We start from the raw sequence: 19,008 nt of genomic DNA on the forward strand, positions 1-19,008 counted from the left end.
AAATTGAGCGTGGAGCCTGCGCTCGACGCTTTCTGCCTGCTGGGCTAACAGGAGGCTGTGGCAGTTGTCATCGCGCGACGGGTATATTTTACGAAAAAAAGCTGTCGGCTTTCGTTAAAGCGTATCAATATCTGCATACGCAACTGTTCGGGCAATGGACTTTGCTGTCAGGCAAACACGAGGCTGCACATCGGGGCAGCAAATTGGGGATGAGAAATAATGTCAGATCTGCGCAACCGCATTGAACCAACCTTTGGTGATGAGTCAGCCAACAAGAGCACCATCACCGAGGACATGAATGTCTTTCCGGGCGGTGAACGCCGGGTGCCAATGACCGAACGTCCATTCATGCGCTTTTTGCAAGCCATCAAGCCAAAGCTGGTTCGCTGGGATGACCGTGTGATCAAGGCTCGGGAAGATCTTGAGGCACTTGAGGAAGAGCAGGTCGAACAGGCCGGGCTGGCCGCTGATGCTGCCTATGACGAAGCGATTAAGGAGCCGAAACAGAAGCTCGATGAGGCGCAGGCTGCTTTCGATGCTGCCAAGGCTGATTCACGGCAAGCGCGCAAACTTGCCAAGCAGGCTTATGACGAAGCTTACAGCGTTGCCCTCGACGACACCGTTGAGAACGAGCGCGCCCGTCTCCAGCAGGCGCTGCGCGACGCGCAGGAAGCCGCAAAAGACAACAAAGGCGTTGGCAAAAAGGCCGGTGCCGATCTTGCTGCCGAGACCGAGGGGCTCGAGGGTGATGATCTGCGTGAAAAACTGAAAGCACGCCGTGAAGCAATGCAGGCCGAGCTGAAGTCGAAATCCGCTGCCGTTATCAAGGCCGAGAACGAGTTGCAGGAATTTGAGGACGAGCACGCTCAGGACATCACCTTTGCCGAGCAGTTCGCCAAAGCCAAGGCCGAGGAAAAGCGCAAGGCAATCGCCGATGCCCGCAGCAAGGCCCAGGACGAACTGACCAGTGCCAAGCAGACATTCAAGACTGCCGAAGCAGATGCCGTGACGACTGCCGCAGAGGCAGGCCGGGCCAAGGCGGCTGAATATGATGCCTCTATTGCCAGCCTTTCCGACTCTGTCGATACGGTTAAGGAAATCGTCGCAGATGAAATGAAGGCCGAAACGGCTGCTGCTATCGAAGGCGTCAAGGCACCTGTTGCCGAGTGGTTCAGCATGAAACTGAGCCAGACCGCTCAACTCGCCGAGCGGGCTGTCAATGCCGCCAAGGGTGCGGTTGTTGGCATCGTTCGCGGTGCTGTTGATGGCGCTCTGGGTGAAACCTATTTCGGTCAGAAGAACAAGGCGGCCCGTGTTGCCAAGGTTTTTGACGAGGCACCGGGCGAAGTCGTCAACAAGTATGGTGAGTTTGACCGTCAGGCCGCTGCCGACATTCAGGGCAAGCTGCTGGCTGTCGCTGCTGCAGCACCCGACACTGATATTTCGGCAATCACCTCCTATCAGGACCTTCACCAGGCGATGCAGGATGTTGGCGTTACCCAGCGCGACCTCTACGCCGCCGGCAAGGCGCTGGATCGCGGTGATATGCCAGCAGGCTTCCCAAAAACCGGTGATATTGCGCTGCAATTCGGTCTGGTCGACAAGAACACCAGCGAAGCGCTGCTCGCTGCCCGTGCCGGTCAACAGGTGCGCAAGCTGGCTGACGATATTGATCACTGGGGCCGCGATGGTGCCGAGCCGCAGGATGCCCAATCGGTTATCGACAGCATCCCTGCCGAACCTTATGCACCAGAGAATTCAAGCTCTGTTCCGGCTGCCATTGAGATTTCTGACAACCGTACCGCAGCCGATGCTGCTGTCGGTCTTGCCAAGGTCGTCAAGGCTATGGCCGATATTGATCCGGGCCTGACCAAGAGCCTTGGCTTCAGCCAGATTGCGGCTGATCTGAAAGGCCTCGGCAATGAGGCGATCACCAATGCCCAGAACCATTTGTCGGTTACCGGCAGCGATGCCGCCCGCGATGTCGGTCGTCTCGCCGACCGCAAGCATAATGGTGTCAATGCGGGTGTTACCAACCGGTTGGAGCAATTCATCGCGGTGAACATCCAGACCATGGTCTATGATAACAAGATGACCAAGGAACAGGGCCAGTTGCTTGGCGGCTATGCGTACAGAAAGCTTGGCAAACTTGGCGAACTGGTGGAAGGTCGTCAGCGCAGAAAAGATATGGCGCGCGGTCCGGAGCAGGCACCAGCCCCGGCACCAACCAACTAGACAGGGCAGATCGGGAAACTGGTCTGGAGGCTTTAGACCATGAGCAACGTTTCCAATATCCGTGACGTGATCGATGTCGCTGAACATGACGTTGTCGAAAACAATCGCGGCGAGCTGATGCTGGTGCTGGACGGTCAGGAAGAACCGCCCGGCACGACGCCCCGATTGCAACTCTCCGGCAGTCGGAACGAGGCTATCCTGAACCGCGGTTCAGGTCAGTTGATGCGGATCAGCAAGATCAATCCGGAAGCCATGAAGCGCCTGCGCGAACAGGAAGAGATTATGGTCGCTGAACTGCCCAAGGCATCGAAAAAGGGTGGTCAGCAGGATGTGCTTCACGCCTATGGCGCCCTGATCGCACAGGACTAGCCAAACCATACTGATTACAGACATGAAAAAAGCCCCGGTGGATTGCTCCGCCGGGGCTTTTTCGTATTCAGGTTTCAGCCGGTTTTACGCGGCTGCCTTGGCGATGTTGCGCAGGACATAGTGCAGGATGCCGCCATTGCGGTAGTACTCCAGTTCGTCCAGCGTATCGATGCGGCACAGCAGGCTCACATCCTCGCTTGAACCATCGGTGCGATGGATGGTCAGGGTGACATCGCCGCGTGGCTTGAGGCCGTCGCCGATGCCGTTGACATCGAAGGTTTCGGTGCCGGTCAGTTTCAGGCTGTCGCGGGTGACGCCATCCTTGAACTGCAGTGGCAGCACGCCCATGCCGACGAGGTTGGAGCGGTGGATACGCTCGAAGCTCTCGGCGATCACGGCCTTGACGCCGAGCAGGCGGGTGCCTTTGGCAGCCCAGTCACGGGAAGAACCGGTGCCGTATTCCTTACCGGCCATGACGATCAGCGGCACATTCTCGGACTTGTAACGCATGGCGGCATCGAAGATCGGCAGCTGGTCACCAGATGGGTAGTGCTTGGTGTAACCACCCTCAACCCCGTCCAGCATCTCGTTCTTGATGCGGATATTAGCGAAGGTACCGCGGGTCATGATCTTGTCATTACCGCGACGCGCGCCGTAGGAGTTGAAGTCATGCGGGCGTACCTGATACTCGAGCAGGTATTCACCGGCAGGGCTGTCCTTCTTGATCGAACCGGCCGGTGAGATGTGGTCGGTGGTGACACTGTCGGCCAGCTTGGCCAGCATGCGTGCACCCTTCACATCGGCAACCGCTTCCGGTTCCGGGCTCATGCCCTGGAAGAACGGCGGGTTCTGCACATAGGTCGAGCTTTCGTCCCATGAATAGGTCAGACCGCCGCCGACCTTGATCGCCTGCCATTCTTCCGGTCCCTTGAAGACGTCGGAATAACGCTCGACGAACATGTCGCGGGTCAGGCTCCTGGACATGACTTCCTGAATCTCGGCGGTTGATGGCCAGATGTCTTTCAGGAACACGTCATTGCCGTCGCTGTCCTGACCGAGCGGGTCATTCATGATGTCGACATTCATGTTGCCGGCGAGGGCATAGGCGACGACCAGTGGTGGTGACGCCAGATAGTTGGCGCGCACATCCGGGCTGATCCGGCCTTCAAAGTTGCGGTTCCCGGACAGGACCGAGGTTGCAACCAGATTGCCTTCGCTGATCGCCTTGGAGATCGGCTCGGGCAGTGGACCGGAGTTACCGATACAGGTGGTGCAGCCATAACCGACAAGGTTAAAGCCCATGGCGTCGAGATCGTCCTGCAGCTCGGCTTTTGCCAGATAGTCGGTAACGACCTGGCTGCCCGGTGCCAGTGAGGTCTTGACCCATGGCTTGACCTTCATGCCCTTGGCGCGGGCATTGCGGGCAACCAGACCGGCGGCGAGCATGACGTTCGGGTTGGAGGTGTTGGTGCAGGAAGTGATCGCGGCGATCACCACGTCACCATGACCGATGCTGTAATCGGTACCGGCAACCGGCACTTCCCTGTTCACATCATCGACCGCGAACTGGCCGTTGAGTTCTTTCTTGAAGGATGCAGCGGCTTCGCTCAGCAGGATACGGTCCTGCGGGCGCTTCGGACCGGCGATTGACGGTACGACGTCGCCGAGATCGAGTTCGAGGGTATCGGTATAGACCGGCTCCGGTGCACTGGCATCGAGCCACATGCCCTGTTCCTTGGCATAGGCTTCAACCAGCTTGACCCGTGCTTCGTCACGACCGGTAAAGCGGAGGTAACGCAGGGTTTCGTCATCGATCGGGAAGAAGCCGCAGGTGGCGCCGTATTCAGGCGCCATGTTGCCGATGGTGGCACGGTCGGCGAGGCTCATCTGCGAGATGCCGGAACCGAAGAACTCGACGAACTTGCCAACCACACCGCGGGCGCGCAGCATCTGGGTCACGGTCAGCACGAGGTCGGTAGCGGTGGCACCCTCAGGCAGCTTGCCGGTCAGGCGGAAGCCGATGACTTCCGGGATCAGCATGGAGACCGGCTGGCCGAGCATGGCAGCCTCGGCCTCGATCCCGCCGACACCCCAGCCGAGAACGGCGAGGCCGTTGACCATAGTGGTGTGGCTGTCGGTACCGACGAGCGTGTCAGGGTAGGCGCAGTTGGCGGATGGATCAGCCGGATCCTTGCCGGTCCAGACGGTCTGGGCCAGATATTCGAGGTTCACCTGGTGGCAGATACCGGTGCCCGGTGGCACGACGCGGAAATTGTCGAATGCTTCCTGACCCCAGCGCAGGAACTCATAACGTTCGCCGTTGCGCTCGAACTCACGCTCAACATTGAGCTGGAAGGCTTTCGCTGAACCGAATTCGTCAACCATGACCGAGTGGTCGATGACGAGGTCAACAGCGGAGAGCGGGTTGATCTGGGTGGCATCACCGCCCATGCCGACCATCGCATCGCGCATGGCGGCGAGATCGACGACCGCCGGAACGCCGGTGAAATCCTGCATCAGAACCCGGGCCGGGCGATAGGCGATTTCCTTGGTGCTCTTCTTCTCTTTCAGCCATTCGGCAACCGCAGCCACATCCTCGGCATTGACGGTGCGACCGTCTTCATAGCGGAGCAGGTTCTCAAGCAGCACTTTCAGGGTGAAAGGCAGGCGGGAAATATCGCCCAGCTTTTCAGCTGCGGCCTTGAGGCTGTAGTAGCTGTAGGTTTCGCCATCGACCGTCAGTTCACGGCGGGCATTGTAGGTGGATTTCGTGGCGGCCAAGGTGGTCTCCTAGAGGTTAGGGCTGGTCCGAGACAGATATATACGCCGACGGCTGATCGGGTGGCTTGACCGGGGTGGCCATAAATTGCTCATGGCCCGTGCAAGACTGATCGACACCGTCTTTTAGAATCGCTCTAGGGTTTACCCCAGATATGCGTTTGCCGCAAACGGCAGTTGCGCAGTTTTGCGCTATAGCGACAAAATTCACTGCGGTGCAGCATAATTTATCAACAAAACCGATGGTTTACCGATTGGCAACTGCCGGATGATTACTGTTGTCATCCGCCCCGGATCAACATAGTGTTGCAGGCAAACAAATACGGGCCCGTCAAAAACCGGGTCTGAAAAAGTGCCGCCCGGACCAGCAAAGCTGGCAATTCAGGGCCGGTATATGGGAAGAACGTTCAGATAAGGGGCCGTGTCGTCGGTTAAGCGCGCACGCGGTAATGCATTGGCGAATTTTTTGTCTGTCGCGACCTGTTCTCGATTTTTATCCAGACAATATCCTGTTCATTCGAGCACTCGCTCAGTCCTGACCGTTATGGGAGATCACCATGCCTGACGGTGCTGCTGCTATTATCTCAACCGGTATTGATACCTTCCCGAAACTGTTGCTTGAGCATGCCGGCAAGCGCCCGAACGCCATTGCCATGCGGGAAAAGGAATTCGGCATCTGGCAGTCATGGAGCTGGGCGCAGGCGCTCGACGAAATCCGGTCAATGGCAAACGGTCTCGCTGCCATGGGGTTCAAGCATGGCGACCGGCTGGCGATCATTGGCGATAACCGCCCGCATCTCTACTGGGCGATGACGGCGGCACAGGCGCTCGGCGGCGTGCCGGTACCGATCTATCAGGACAGTGTGGTCGAGGAGATGGCCTATATCCTCAACCATGCCGAAGTGCGATTTGCGCTGGTCGAGGATCAGGAGCAGGTGGACAAGCTGCTGGCGATCCGTGAGGACGTGCCGATCGAGCAGATCATCTATGACGACCCGCGTGGCTTGCGGAACTATACCGAAGAGTTCCTGCAATCGCTGGACAGTGTGCAGGAACGTGGTCGCGCATGGCATAAGGAAAAGCCCGGTTTCTTTGAGGCCGAGTGCAAGAAGGGGCGCGGCTCCGATGTCTCGATCATGCTCTATACCTCCGGTACCACCGGGCGGCCGAAAGGCACCATGCTGACCTTCGACAATGTGCTGATCATGTCGAAGAATGCTGCCGAATACGAAAAACTGACGGCGGATGAGGATGTGCTCGCCTATCTGCCCATGGCCTGGGCCGGGGATCACCTGTTCTCCTATGGCCAGCAATTCGTCACCGGCTTCACGGTCAACTGCCCGGAGAGTGCGGAGACCGTGCTGCTCGACCTGCGCGAGCTGGGGCCGACCTATTTCTTCGCCCCGCCGCGGATTTTTGAGAATATCCTGACTACGGTTGCGATCCGGATGGAAGATGCCGGTCGCTTCAAGCGCTGGCTGTACAAGACCTTCATGGATCATGCCGCGCGGGTCGGTATCGACCTGCTCGAGGGCCGTCCCGTATCCGGCGCTGACCGGTTCAAATACTGGCTCGGCGAGAGGCTGGTCTATGGCCCGCTGAAAAACGTGCTCGGCTTTACCCGTATCCGTATCGCCTATACCGCCGGGGAAGCGATCGGGCCGGACATCTTCAACTTCTTCCGCGCGCTCGGGATCAACGTCAAACAGATCTACGGCATGACCGAGGGGGCGGTGTTCGTCACCATTCAGCCATCGGATCAGGTGCGGGCCGATACGGTCGGTGTGCCGGTTCCCGGCGTCGAGCTGAAAATTGCCGATAACGGTGAGGTGGTGTTCCGCTCGCCCGGGATCTTCAAGGAATATTTCAAGAATGCCGAGGCGACCGAGGAAGCCAAGGCGGGTGGCTGGTTCCATACCGGCGATGCCGGGGTAATGGAGCCCGATGGCCATTTGAAGATCATCGACCGGGCAAAGGATGTGGGCAAGCTGACCGACGGCTCGCTGTTCGCGCCGAAATATATCGAGAACAAGCTGAAATTCTTCCCGTTCATCAAGGAAGCGGTGGCGGTCGGTGACGGCCATGATTATGTGGCCGCGATGATCAATATCGATCTGGAGGCCGCCGGCAACTGGGCTGAGCGCCGCAATATCGCCTATTCCGGCTATACCGACCTCGCAGGCCGGAAAGAGATTTACGACCTGATCAAGGACAATGTGGAGCAGGTCAACCGCGACCTCGCCAATGATCCGAACCTGTCGGGCTGTCAGATCAAGCGGTTCCTGATCCTGCACAAGGAGCTGGACGCCGATGATGGCGAGCTGACCCGGACCCGCAAGGTGCGGCGCAAGCATGTGGGTGAGAAGTATGAGCCGCTGATTACCGCGCTCTTCTCCGATGCCAAATCGGCTTATATCGAGACCGAAGTCACCTTCGAGGATGGTCGCAAGGGCATGATCAAGGCCGATCTGGCGATTGAGGACACTGAAATCGTACTGGCCGGACAGCCGGTGGCAGCATAAGGGAGGGGTAATGTCGGAGCAATCGGTAACTGACGAGATGACCACAGGTGGTGGTGCAGCATCCGATGCCACCGTCCAGCCGGCGAACACCCCGCAGAGTCGGGTCGGTGAGACCCTGCTCGAGGTCAAGAATATTTCGCTGTCATTTGGTGGCGTGAAGGCGCTGACCAATATCAGCTTTGACATCAAGGCCCATGAAATCCGTGCCATCATCGGCCCGAACGGGGCGGGCAAGTCGTCGATGCTCAATGTTATCAACGGCTTCTATCACCCACAGGAAGGCGAGATCACCTATAAAGGCGTCACCCGCAAGAAGATGCGTCCGCATCAGGCGGCCAAGCAGGGCATTGCCCGGACCTTCCAGAACATCGCCCTGTTCAAGGGCATGTCCACCCTCGACAACATCATGACCGGTCGGGTGCTGAAGATGAAGCAACCGTGGCTGATGCAGGCGCTCTATTGGGGACCGGGCCAGAAGGAAGAGATCGAGCATCGCGAGTTCTGTGAACGCATCATCGACTTCCTCGAAATCCAGCATATCCGCAAGATCCCGGTCGGCAAACTGCCCTATGGCCTGCAAAAGCGGGTCGAGCTGGGCCGGGCGCTGGCCGCCGAGCCGGAACTGCTGCTGCTCGATGAACCCATGGCCGGGATGAATGTCGAAGAGAAGGAGGATATGTGCCGTTTTATCCTCGATGTGAATGACGAGTTCGGCACCACCATGGCCCTGATCGAACACGATATGGGCGTGGTCATGGATATTTCCGACCGGGTGGTGGTGCTCGATTACGGCTGCAAGCTGGCCGATGGCACACCCGATGAAGTGCGCTCGGATCAGGCGGTGATCGACGCCTATCTCGGCGTGGCACATGATTGAGGGAGCGATAGGGAACCATGTTTGAAGCCATCTTCATCACCCCCTTCACCGAGATTGCGGAATATCCGTATTTCTTCCTCGAAGTGCTGATCAGCGGGCTGCTGACCGGGGTCATGTACTCGCTGGTTGCCCTCGGTTTCGTGCTGATTTTCAAGGCGTCTGGCGTGTTCAACTTCTCGCAGGGGGTCATGGTGCTGTTTTCTGCCCTGACCATTGTCGGGCTGATGGAATATGGCATGCCGGTCTGGCTGGCGATCCTCTTGACCATGGTAGTGATGATCGGCCTCGCCTATTCGGTGGAACGGCTGGTCCTGCGCCCGCTGGTCAATCAGGAACATATCATCATGTTCATGGCGACCATCGGCCTGACCTATTTCCTCGACGGTTTCGGCCAGCTTGTCTGGGGGTCGGATGTGAAGAGCTTCGCCTTCCAGCTGCCCAACGGCAATTTCGAGCTGGGGCCGAATGGCGAAGTCTTCGTCAATCAGCTCGATGTGGTTGCCGGGGCGACCGCGGCCATTCTGGTGGCCGTGCTGGCGGTATTCTTCCAGAAAACCAAGATCGGTCGCGCCCTGCGCGCGGTGGCCGATGACCATCAGGCGGCCCTCAGCGTCGGTATTCCGCTCAATCATATCTGGGTGATCGTCTGGTCGGTTGCCGGTGTGGTGGCCATCGTGGCCGGGATCATGTGGGGAGCCAAGGTCACCGTGCAGTTCTCGCTCTCGCTGATCGCGCTGAAGGCGCTGCCGGTGCTCATCCTGGGCGGCTTTACCTCGATCCCCGGTGCCATTGTCGGCGGTCTGATCATCGGTGCGGGCGAGAAGATCGCGGAGAATTTCTGGGGCCCTGCCTTCGGCGGTGCCATCGAGGACTGGTTCGCCTATATGCTGGCGCTGGTATTCCTGCTGTTCCGGCCACAGGGCCTGTTCGGCGAAAAGATCATTGAGCGCGTCTAGGTCAGGGCAGGGAGAATAGATCATGTTTTACCGCGAGGCCGGACAGTTCAAATCCAGTTATCAGGCAGATCAGGCGATTTTCCCGATCCTGCAGGACAAGATCGGCATGGCGATTATCCTCGCCATTGCCTTCATCGCCATTCCGGTATTCGGCACCGAGTATTTCCTGACCTCGCTGATGCTGCCCTTCGTGGTGTTCTCCATGGCGGCCATCGGGCTCAATATCCTGACCGGTTATTGCGGCCAGTTGAGCCTCGGCACCGGTGGCTTCATGGCCTGTGGCGCGTTCTTTGCCTACAAGCTGACGACCGGCTTTCCAGAGATGAATATCCTGCTGGTGTTCATTCTGGCCGGGGTCGGTACGGCGATGGTCGGGGTGCTGTTCGGCCTGCCGAGCCTGCGGATCAAGGGGTTCTATCTGGCGGTGGCGACACTGGCGGCGCAGTTCTTCCTGATCTGGATGTTCAACAAGTTCGGCTGGTGGACCAATCACAGTGCCTCGGGCGTGATCTCGGCCCCGCCGCGCGAGTTATTCCCCGGCTTCAGTGTTACCGGTTCCAGCGCCTCTGCGGTTGACCGCTATCTGTTCGCACTTGGCATGGTCACGGTCATGGCCCTGTTGGCGAAGAACATGGTGCGTTCCCGGATCGGGCGGACATGGATGGCGATCCGCGACATGGATATCGCCGCCGAAATCATCGGCATCAAGCCGATTACCGCCAAGCTCTCGGCCTTTGCCATCAGCTCGTTCTATATCGGGATCGCCGGTGCGCTCTGGGCTTTTGTCTATACCTCGTCGGTCGAGGCACTGGCGTTCCAGATCGACCGCTCGTTCCAGGTGCTGTTCATGGTCATCATCGGCGGGCTGGGCAGCATTACCGGGTCATTCATGGGTGCGGCCTTCATCGTCATGCTGCCGATCCTGATCAGCCAGACCCCGGCCATGATCGGGCTGCATATCGACATCGCCACCATCGGTCACCTCGAATACATGATCCTCGGTGCGCTGATCATCATCATTCTCATCGCCGAGCCGCACGGGATGGCGCGGCTCTGGCAGATAGGCAAGGAGAAGCTCCGGCTCTGGCCATTCCCGCACTGATAAATGAACAAACAAAACACCCGCACATGGCCGCTGGGACCGTGGCCGCCGCAAAAGGGCAGTGTGGGCATAAATCCGGTCCCCCATAACTACCGTCTCGTCAACCAGGGAGGAAACGAGCATGAATTTCAAGCGTCTGACAGCGCTGGCCGTGGCTACCGTTATCGGTGCCGGTGCCTTTTGGGCAACCGAGCCAGCAACCGCACGGGCAGAGGGCGAAATCTTTGTTCCGCTGCTGGTTTTTCGTACCGGCCCATATGCACCGAACGGCATTCCGGTTGCCGATGCGTTTCAGGATTATATGAAAATGCTGAACGAGCGTGATGGCGGCATCAACGGCGTCAAGCTGACCTTCGAGGAATGCGAAACCCAGTACAACAACGACCGTGGCGTTGAATGCTACGAACGTCTGAAGAATAACGGCCCGACCGGCGGTGCGGCGGTATTCCCGTTCTCCACTGGCATCACCTATGCGCTGCTCGACCGCTCGGCGCAGGATAAAATTCCGATCCTGTCCATGGGCTATGGCCGCGCCGATGCATCCGATGGCCGGGTTTTCCCCTATGTCTTCACCCCGCCTGCGACCTATTGGGGTCAAGCCGATGCGATGATCCATTACATCGCGGATGAAGAGGGCGGCTATGACAACCTCAAGGGCAAGAAGATTGCGCTGGTCTATCACGACAGTGCCTATGGCAAGGAGCCGATCAAGACCCTCGAACTGCTGTCCAAGAAGTATGGTTTCGATTTCCACCTGTTCCCGGTTTCGCATCCGGGTCTGGAGCAGAAATCAACCTGGCTGCAGATCGGTCGTCGCCTGCGTCCCGACTGGACCCTGATGTGGGGCTGGGGTGTGATGAACTCCACCGCGATCAAGGAGGCCGCTGCTGTCGGCTATCCAATGGACAAGTTCATCGGTGTCTGGTGGTCCGGTTCCGAGCCTGATGTGCGCCCGGCCGGTGCTGCCGCCAAGGGCTATAAATCCGGTACCTTCAACGGTGTGGGGCAGGATTACCCGGTGGTTCAGGACATCCTGAAGCATGTCTATGACAAGGGTAACGGCACCGCCGAGAGCCGGGACAAGGTCGGTGAGGTCGGTTACAACCGCGGCCTGATCAACATGCTGTTCGTGACCGAGGCAATCCGTACCGCCATGGGCAAATACGGCAATCGTCCGCTGACCGGTGAGGAAATCCGCTGGGGCTTCGAGAACCTCGACCTCAGTGCCGATGTGCTCAAACAAGCCGGTTTTGAAGGCATGATGGAGCCGATTAAGCTCAGCTGTGAGGACCATGAGGGTGGCGGTAAACTGCGCATCCAGCAATGGGACGGCGAGAAGTGGGAGGCTGCTTCCGACTGGATCGAGCCGAACCAGGAGCTGATCCGTGAACTCTACAAGGAGTCTGCCGAGCAGTATGCTAAGGAAAAAGGCCTGCCGCTCGATCGCTGCGATTCCTGATAACACGACGGGTAACCGGCGGCGCAGCGATGCGCCGCCGGTACCATGCTGACCGCGCCGCCAGATACGGAGTTTCCAGATGTCCGATACCGCAGCAAACCGCCATGTAGGTCATTCCAACCCGGCTGATGTTGCGCCTGATGCCCTGCTGCAGGTGAACAATATCGAGGTCATCTATGACCATGTGATTCTGGTGCTGAAGGGCGTTTCACTGGCGGTCAACAAGGGCCAGATCGTCGCCTTGCTCGGCGGTAACGGTGCCGGCAAGACCACAACACTGAAAGCCATTTCCAATCTGCTGCGCGTTGAACGGGGTGAGGTGACCAAAGGGTCGATCACCTTCAGCGGCAGGCGTGTCGATACCTTGACCCCCAATGATCTCGTCAAGAGTGGTGTCATTCAGGTGATGGAAGGGCGGCACTGTTTTGAACATCTGACGGTTGAAGAAAACCTGCTTACCGGCGCCTATACCCGCGGGGTCGGGCGTGGTCAGATCAATGCCGATCTGGAGATGGTATATAACTATTTCCCGCGTCTGAAAGAGCGGCGCAAGAGCCAGGCGGGCTATACCTCGGGCGGTGAACAGCAGATGACCGCCATCGGTCGTGCCCTGATGGCCAAGCCGAATATCATCCTGCTGGATGAGCCCAGCATGGGCCTCGCGCCGCAGCTGGTGGAGCAGATTTTCGAGATAGTCAAAGCCCTGAATGAGAAGGAGGGCGTGACCTTCCTGCTCGCCGAACAGAACACCAATGTGGCGCTGAAATACGCTAAATACGGCTATATCCTCGAGAATGGCCGCGTCGTCATGGATGGCGAGGCGAAGGAATTACGCGAGAATGAGGATGTGAAGGAGTTCTATCTCGGCGTCTCCTCGGCGGGTAAGAAGAACTACCGCGATGTGAAGAACTACAAACGCCGCAAGCGCTGGCTGAGCTGATCTGATCTGTCAAACCTGCTGCCGAACGGAAGGGGTCCCATGACCACTGAACATTATGATGATCTGGAAACCCGCAGCCATGATGAGCGCGAGGCGGCGCTGTTTGCCGCGCTGACAACCCAGCTGACCCATGCACGGACCCATAGCGCGGCCTATGCCGAGTTGCTGGCCGATATTGATCCGACCGCGATTACCGACCGGGCAGCGCTGGCAACGGTGCCGGTAACCCGAAAATCGGAGCTGGTCGAGCGGCAATCGGCGAAACCGCCCTTCGGTGGGTTTGACGGGCAGCCGTTGGATGACATGGTGCATCTGTTCGTCTCCCCCGGCCCGATTTATGAGCCGCAGGGTGCGGGGGCTGATTTCTGGCGCTTTGGTCGTGCCTTGTTCGCTGCCGGGTTCCGCAAGGGCGACATGGTCCAAAACTGTTTCAGCTATCACTTCACGCCGGGCGGGTTCCTGTTTGATTCAGCCGCGCGGGCACTGGGCTGTCCGGTGTTTCCGGCCGGAACCGGCAACAGTGAGGGTCAGGCACAGGCCATGGCCCATCTCGGCTGTACCGCCTATACCGGCACGCCCGATTTCCTGAAAGTCATTCTGGAGAAGGCCGACAGCCTCGGACTCGATACCAGCCGCATGGTCAAGGCATCGGTCGGTGGTGGTGCGCTGATGCCCGATGCCAGGGCATGGTATGCCGATCGCGGCGTGGCGGTGTACCAGAATTACGGTACCGCCGATCTCGGCCTGATCGCCTATGAAACCCCGGCACGGGAAGGGCTGGTGGTGGATGAGAATGTGCTGGTCGAGATTGTCCGGCCCGGCACCGGCGATCCGGTCCCGGAGGGCGAGGTCGGCGAGGTACTGGTTACCCTGTTCAACCCGGCCTATCCGCTGGTTCGGTTTGCCACCGGTGATCTGTCCGCTGTCTTGGCCGGGGAAAGCCCCTGTGGTCGGCGCAATATGCGCCTCAAGGGCTGGATGGGCCGTGCCGATCAGGCGGCGAAGATAAAGGGCATGTTCGTGCGCCCGGAACAGCTCGCGGCCCTCGCCAAACGGCACCCCCAAATTGCGAAAAGCCGTCTGGTGGTTGATCGTGCCGATGGCGGCGACATCATGACCCTGAAGATCGAGGCAACCGACAGCAGCATTGCCGATGCGGTAGCGAGCAGCCTGCAGGATATCGTCAAGCTGCGCGGCAAGGTGGAGATCGTCGCACCCAACAGCCTGCCGAATGATGGCAAGGTGATCGACGACATCCGCAACTACGAGGCCTGAGCGATAGTGGCCCGGCCCGGTCAGTTGGCCGAGGCAGTACTGAGATTGTCCCGATAGCGATGCCAGATGCCCATTTGCTGCTGGCGGGCCTGATGCTCGGCAGCACGGTACAGATTATCAAAGCTCTGGCTCGGATTGTCGTCATCAAAGGCGGCACGCAATCTGGCGTCATTGTCATCACGTATCGGTTGTCGCGTTATCAGCCCTGCGGACAGCAACTGGAACCCGATGTCATGATTGAACGCTGATTGCGATTGCCCGACGTCAGTTGTTTCATCTGCATCGGGCGGCAGCCAGCAACGGCCCAAGGGGTTTGACTTGTCAGCATCAACGACATCACAAATCAGCTGAAAATGCTTGTCCTCAAGGATGGATGTCAGGCTTGTCACTAGCCATTGCGGATCAACGAAGGCGGGCTGCGTATCGACGCCTGCCAGTGTCAGGTCGATGATCTCCGGCACTTCATGAGGCATCTTGCCATTATGGCGTTCAACCACGAGACGCAGTGATATGCCGTTATAGCCTCCCGTAATCATGGGGCGGTGCAGCGGGGCGTAACCGAAGGATGGTGGGGCGTGGGTATTAATCGGTTGATCGCTCAAAACCTTGCCTTCGACACGGACCATGTTCACGACATCATCCGATGAGCGCACGGATCGGCTGGATCCCGGAAGCTTTATGGCCGGATTGATCCATATGTCCTGATAAATACTGACAGGCTTCATGCCCTGCGCATTGTTATAGGCTGTTACCTGATGATCGGCTCTTTTGAAGCCTGTATTCAACTCCCGGACGATCAGCGTGGCAGCTGCGATCCAGAACATGCCAGCCAAGACAATAAGGTGCTTTTGCATTACCGGGCTCCTGATTTGATTGCTGCATTGAGATACAGCCCGCTCAGGCTGATCGGTGGCTGTTCGGGCGCGAATGCCCATGTCGGCATTGGCTTGATACCGTCGGGACTGAAGAAACCGGCAAAGCCGTTCTCGATTATCTTCAGGGCAATATCGGTGCTCGGGTTATAGACCGGCATTTCGGCGGGCAGGGTTTGGCCGAGGCCGGAGCAGCTGAAGCTACCGGTGCTGCGTTCCCAACAGGCAACCCAAGGGCCATATTCATGCAGCAGATCAGTGACCGCAGCGCGGGCATACAGATCGTTGAGCGCATTATGCGTGGTGGAGATGCCCCAGATTTGCACAATATTTCTGTTGCCGTATCTCCGGCCTTCACCCTGAAAATCTGAGAGATACAGGCTGGATGGCGAGATCGCCTCGGCCCGGGCAACAATCATATCATCACGACACTGGTTCAGTGTCGTGGCGCACCAGGCATCTTTACGTGCGATATTGTCGGCGATCTTTTTCTCGAACCGGCGCAGCTCGAAAACAAACATGACATAGCCGACGACAAACAGTGCCGTGGCACCGATAGCCATGATGCCGAGCAATCGTCGAAAGCGCATCCCCTTGTCCCCCGTTCAACCATGGTTGAAGATCCTTGCTGTAGAGTGGGACGCCGCATCGGGGGATATTCTTGGGTGCGGATTATGCGGACTTGTTTTTGGGCGTCTCCACCTTGAGGTCATAGAGCCTGCCGCCGGTGGCCTGGGCCACAACATCGGTGCGCAGGAACATCCACATCCGGGGCGAGCCCGCCGGGAACCACGCGTTGTGGAACGTCATCATATCCTTGTCGATATAGGTTTTCAGCTTCTGGCGATGGCCGAAGGGCGGTACGCCATCGGCGTCATAACCGACCACTTGCCGCATGAACTTCTCGTCCGGGCGTTCCAGTTCCTCGCCGGTGATCTTGAGCAGTTTACGCAGGCTGACCTGATTTTTGCCGCTGATGATGATCAGGTGACCATCGCCGGTGCGCCGTCCTTTCAGAACCAGTGTGCGTCCGATCTGGCGAACCCCGGCCCGCAGTCTGAGCGCAACCTGTGTCGGGTCACGTACCGGGTCCGGGAATACCCGGTGTACCAGTGTCAGGCCAAGGCCCTTGAGAACCGATTCAATCACCCCGGTATCGGCGGGCAACTCCTCGGTCAGTGGTCTGCCCTCATAGACGAAATCATCGTTGGTTTCGTGACGGGCCGTATCTCGCATATCATTCATCGATCCATTCCCTTTCTGGGATCACACCGGCATTTCAAACAGGCCGGATCGCTGTTCTGATATGAAGCGTAGCGGACAATTATTGATGATCCGTTAGTGCCACGTCCGGGCGGAACGGACTTCGTTAAGCAATGGGATGCTTGCCTGTCCGGGCGAAGCACAATAAGAGCCTTGGGCATGACGGATATTCTGATCTCAACCGAGCAGCTTGTGGTTGGTCGTGGCGGCATGGCCCTGACCCAACCGCTCGACCTCAGCCTTGCCCGTGGCACGATCTGGCAACTGACCGGCCCGAACGGGGTTGGCAAGACCAGCCTGCTGCGTGTGCTGGCCGGGCTGCTGCCGGCCCTGCTCGGCGAGTTGCGCCACGGGTTCGGCGGACCGGCCGAGACGGTCAGGGCTTTTGATCCGTTCTGGATGGCACAGATCGGCTGGCTTGCCGTGCAGCCGGGGCTGAAGCCCGGCCCGACCGTCGCCGAACATCTGCGCCGGACCGCGCGGCTCGCCGGTTTACCGGCTGTTGCCGATGATGCGCTGCTGGCGCGCTGGGGGCTGACGCCCTTGCGCGACCGTCCGGTGCAGTATCTCTCGCAAGGCCAGCGCCGCCGGGTCGATCTCGCCCGGCTGTGTCAGCAGGACCGACCGATCTGGGTGCTTGATGAACCAACAGTGACGCTTGATGCCGATGCCCGCGATGCACTCATGACCGCGCTTGGCGAGCATCGGGAGCGCGGTGGCCTCACGGTTCTGGCGAGCCACGAGGTGCTGCCACTCGATGATATCCGCATGCTTGATCTGGCGGTGGCGGCATGAACCGGGAGCTTGGCATTGCATCTTTCGCCCCTTGGTGGCTGCTGCTGGTTCGGCTGATCGGGCGGGAAATGCGCACGCTCTGGCAGCGCCGGGGCGATGCCGCGACCGTATTTATCTTTTATTTTCTGGTGCTGGTGCTGGCGCCTCTCGGCCTCGGACCGGCCAGCGCGACGCTGCGCGGCGTCGCACCCGGTCTGGTCTGGATCGCCGCCCTGCTGGCGGTCACCATGGCGGTGGAGCGCGGTATCCGCAGCGATCACAGCGATGGCTCACTCGAACAGTTGCTGTTTACTGGTGCCAGTGCCGAATTGATCATCACGGCCAAGATCGTGACCTGCTGGATTGTCACCATCATGCCGCTGGTTCTGGTCTCGCCGGTGATTTTTGCGCTGCTTGCGGTGCCGCCTGCTGTTATGCTCCCCGGTGCGCTGGCGCTGTTGCTTGGCGGACCGGCGCTGGTCACCATTGGCATGGCCGGATCGGCACTGACCGCAGGTACCCGTCAGGGCGGGGCATTACTCGCCCTGCTGCTGTTCCCGCTGCAACTGCCGGTGCTGATATTCGGTGCCGCCGCGATCCAGCGCAGCCTGCTGGGTGAGGTGGCGGTTACCGAGCTGCAGATACTGGCGGCACTCTGCCTCGGCAGCCTGCCTGTCGCGATTGCTGCCGGTGGCGCGGCAATACGTGCCTTGATCCGGGACAGTGCTTGATGCTCAAAACACCGACCGCCATGTTCTTTTTGTGATTTGATGAGATAACCCGAGCCCATGCACCGCTTCGCCAACCCAGCACGGTTCCAGAAACTGACCGCACCGGTCCTGCCGGTTCTGTGGCTGCTGGCGGCTGGCCTGATTGCTGTGGGCCTCTATCTGTCGCTGTTCGGGTCACCGCCGGATTACCAACAGGGCGACAGTGTCCGCATCATGTATGTGCATGTGCCTGCCGCCTGGATGGCGCTGTTTGTCTATGCCACCATGGCCGGTGCGGCGATTTCTGGCTATGTCTGGCGGCACCCGCTGGCTGATCTCTATATGCGCGCTGCGGCACCGGTGGGGGCTTGCTTTACCGCCATCTGCCTGATTACCGGTGCGATCTGGGGCCAGCCGATCTGGGGCGTCTGGTGGGTATGGGATGCCCGGCTGACTTCGGTTCTGATCCTGTTTTTCCTCTATCTAGGGTTTCTGGCGCTGGTCGATGCCTTCGATCAGCCCCAGCGCGGCGATGCCGCCGGGCGGATACTGGTCCTGCTCGGCTCGATCAACCTGCCGATTATCAAGTTCTCGGTCGACTGGTGGAATACCCTGCATCAACCGGCCAGCATCACCCGGCTCGACAGCCCGGCGCTTCACAGCAGCATGATCTGGCCGCTGATGATCATGGCGCTCGGTTTCATGGCGCTGGGCGGTGCGCTGATCCTCATGCGGCTGAAGGGCGAACTTGCGCGCCGTCGCTGGCAGATGCGGATGCAGCGTCAGGCAATGCAGGGCGCGGCACAGGTGACGGTCGGGGCCGAAAATACCGGGCAGGCCTGATCAAGGTCACGACCCCGGATAACATGGCCTGAT

General features: G+C 59.1%; 16 protein-coding genes. 12 read left to right on the forward strand and 4 right to left on the reverse strand.

What is annotated here, in order from left to right:
• The first annotated feature begins 219 nt into the window (after positions 1 to 219).
• Both CBB62_02535 and CBB62_02540 read left to right on the forward strand, forming a co-directional pair.
• Positions 220 to 2,235, forward strand: a complete 2,016-nt coding sequence (locus CBB62_02535; GenBank protein OUT41251.1) for a hypothetical protein — start codon at positions 220 to 222, stop codon at positions 2,233 to 2,235.
• A 39-nt stretch (positions 2,236 to 2,274) separates the two neighbouring features.
• Positions 2,275 to 2,604: a hypothetical protein gene (locus tag CBB62_02540; protein ID OUT41252.1), complete on the forward strand. Its 330-nt coding sequence runs from the start codon at positions 2,275 to 2,277 to the stop codon at positions 2,602 to 2,604.
• A gap of 84 nt (positions 2,605 to 2,688) precedes the next feature.
• Here CBB62_02540 and CBB62_02545 read toward each other — a convergent pair whose 3' ends face one another.
• A complete protein-coding gene (locus CBB62_02545) occupies positions 2,689 to 5,385 on the reverse strand; it encodes an aconitate hydratase 1 (GenBank protein OUT41253.1) in 2,697 nt (898 codons plus the stop codon).
• A gap of 554 nt (positions 5,386 to 5,939) precedes the next feature.
• On the opposite strand from CBB62_02545, the gene CBB62_02550 reads away from it, so the two are divergent.
• The 7 genes from CBB62_02550 (at position 5,940) to CBB62_02580 (ending at position 14,513) form a co-directional block, all read left to right on the forward strand.
• Positions 5,940 to 7,904, forward strand: coding sequence for a long-chain fatty acid--CoA ligase (locus tag CBB62_02550; GenBank protein ID OUT41254.1), 1,965 nt, complete (start codon positions 5,940 to 5,942; stop codon positions 7,902 to 7,904).
• Between the two features lie 37 nt (positions 7,905 to 7,941).
• Complete coding sequence (locus CBB62_02555) at positions 7,942 to 8,781, forward strand: ABC transporter ATP-binding protein (GenBank protein OUT42603.1); 840 nt, start codon at positions 7,942 to 7,944, stop codon at positions 8,779 to 8,781.
• A gap of 17 nt (positions 8,782 to 8,798) precedes the next feature.
• On the forward strand, positions 8,799 to 9,737 hold the full coding sequence (locus CBB62_02560; protein ID OUT41255.1) for a branched-chain amino acid ABC transporter permease: 939 nt from the start codon (positions 8,799 to 8,801) through the stop codon (positions 9,735 to 9,737).
• Positions 9,738 to 9,759: 22 nt separating this feature from the next.
• Positions 9,760 to 10,839 (forward strand): branched-chain amino acid ABC transporter permease, encoded by a 1,080-nt coding sequence (locus tag CBB62_02565; protein OUT41256.1) that lies wholly within the window; start codon positions 9,760 to 9,762, stop codon positions 10,837 to 10,839.
• Positions 10,840 to 10,960: 121 nt separating this feature from the next.
• The gene (locus CBB62_02570) at positions 10,961 to 12,298 is read left to right on the forward strand and encodes an ABC transporter permease (protein OUT41257.1); all 1,338 of its coding nucleotides are present in this window, start codon (positions 10,961 to 10,963) and stop codon (positions 12,296 to 12,298) included.
• A 79-nt stretch (positions 12,299 to 12,377) separates the two neighbouring features.
• The gene (locus CBB62_02575; GenBank protein OUT41258.1) at positions 12,378 to 13,238 is read left to right on the forward strand and encodes an ABC transporter ATP-binding protein; all 861 of its coding nucleotides are present in this window, start codon (positions 12,378 to 12,380) and stop codon (positions 13,236 to 13,238) included.
• Between the two features lie 39 nt (positions 13,239 to 13,277).
• A complete protein-coding gene (locus CBB62_02580) occupies positions 13,278 to 14,513 on the forward strand; it encodes an AMP-dependent synthetase (protein ID OUT41259.1) in 1,236 nt (411 codons plus the stop codon).
• A gap of 20 nt (positions 14,514 to 14,533) precedes the next feature.
• Here the strand turns inward: CBB62_02580 and CBB62_02585 are convergent, their stop codons facing one another.
• The 3 genes from CBB62_02585 to CBB62_02595 all read right to left on the reverse strand — a co-directional run bounded on the left by CBB62_02585 (position 14,534) and on the right by CBB62_02595 (position 16,630).
• Positions 14,534 to 15,367, reverse strand: coding sequence for a hypothetical protein (locus CBB62_02585; GenBank protein ID OUT41260.1), 834 nt, complete (start codon positions 15,365 to 15,367; stop codon positions 14,534 to 14,536).
• Positions 15,367 to 15,960 (reverse strand): hypothetical protein, encoded by a 594-nt coding sequence (locus CBB62_02590; GenBank protein OUT41261.1) that lies wholly within the window; start codon positions 15,958 to 15,960, stop codon positions 15,367 to 15,369. Before CBB62_02590 ends, CBB62_02585 begins: the two co-directional genes overlap by 1 nt.
• Positions 15,961 to 16,057: 97 nt before the next feature.
• The gene (locus CBB62_02595; protein ID OUT41262.1) at positions 16,058 to 16,630 is read right to left on the reverse strand and encodes a hypothetical protein; all 573 of its coding nucleotides are present in this window, start codon (positions 16,628 to 16,630) and stop codon (positions 16,058 to 16,060) included.
• Between the two features lie 177 nt (positions 16,631 to 16,807).
• Here CBB62_02595 and CBB62_02600 point away from each other — a divergent pair, with 177 nt between their 5' ends.
• The 3 genes from CBB62_02600 to CBB62_02610 are packed head-to-tail and all read left to right on the forward strand — an operon-like array spanning position 16,808 to position 18,975.
• Positions 16,808 to 17,443 carry a heme ABC exporter ATP-binding protein CcmA gene (locus CBB62_02600; protein OUT41263.1) on the forward strand — a complete coding sequence of 212 codons (636 nt, stop codon included), beginning with the start codon at positions 16,808 to 16,810 and terminating at the stop codon, positions 17,441 to 17,443.
• Positions 17,440 to 18,153: a heme exporter protein CcmB gene (locus CBB62_02605; GenBank protein ID OUT41264.1), complete on the forward strand. Its 714-nt coding sequence runs from the start codon at positions 17,440 to 17,442 to the stop codon at positions 18,151 to 18,153. Before CBB62_02600 ends, CBB62_02605 begins: the two co-directional genes overlap by 4 nt.
• Positions 18,154 to 18,210: 57 nt before the next feature.
• A complete protein-coding gene (locus CBB62_02610) occupies positions 18,211 to 18,975 on the forward strand; it encodes a heme transporter HemC (GenBank protein OUT41265.1) in 765 nt (254 codons plus the stop codon).
• The last annotated feature ends 33 nt before the right edge of the window (positions 18,976 to 19,008 follow it).

The organism is Micavibrio sp. TMED2 (assembly GCA_002168225.1).
Classification (GTDB): domain Bacteria; phylum Pseudomonadota; class Alphaproteobacteria; order TMED2; family TMED2; genus TMED2.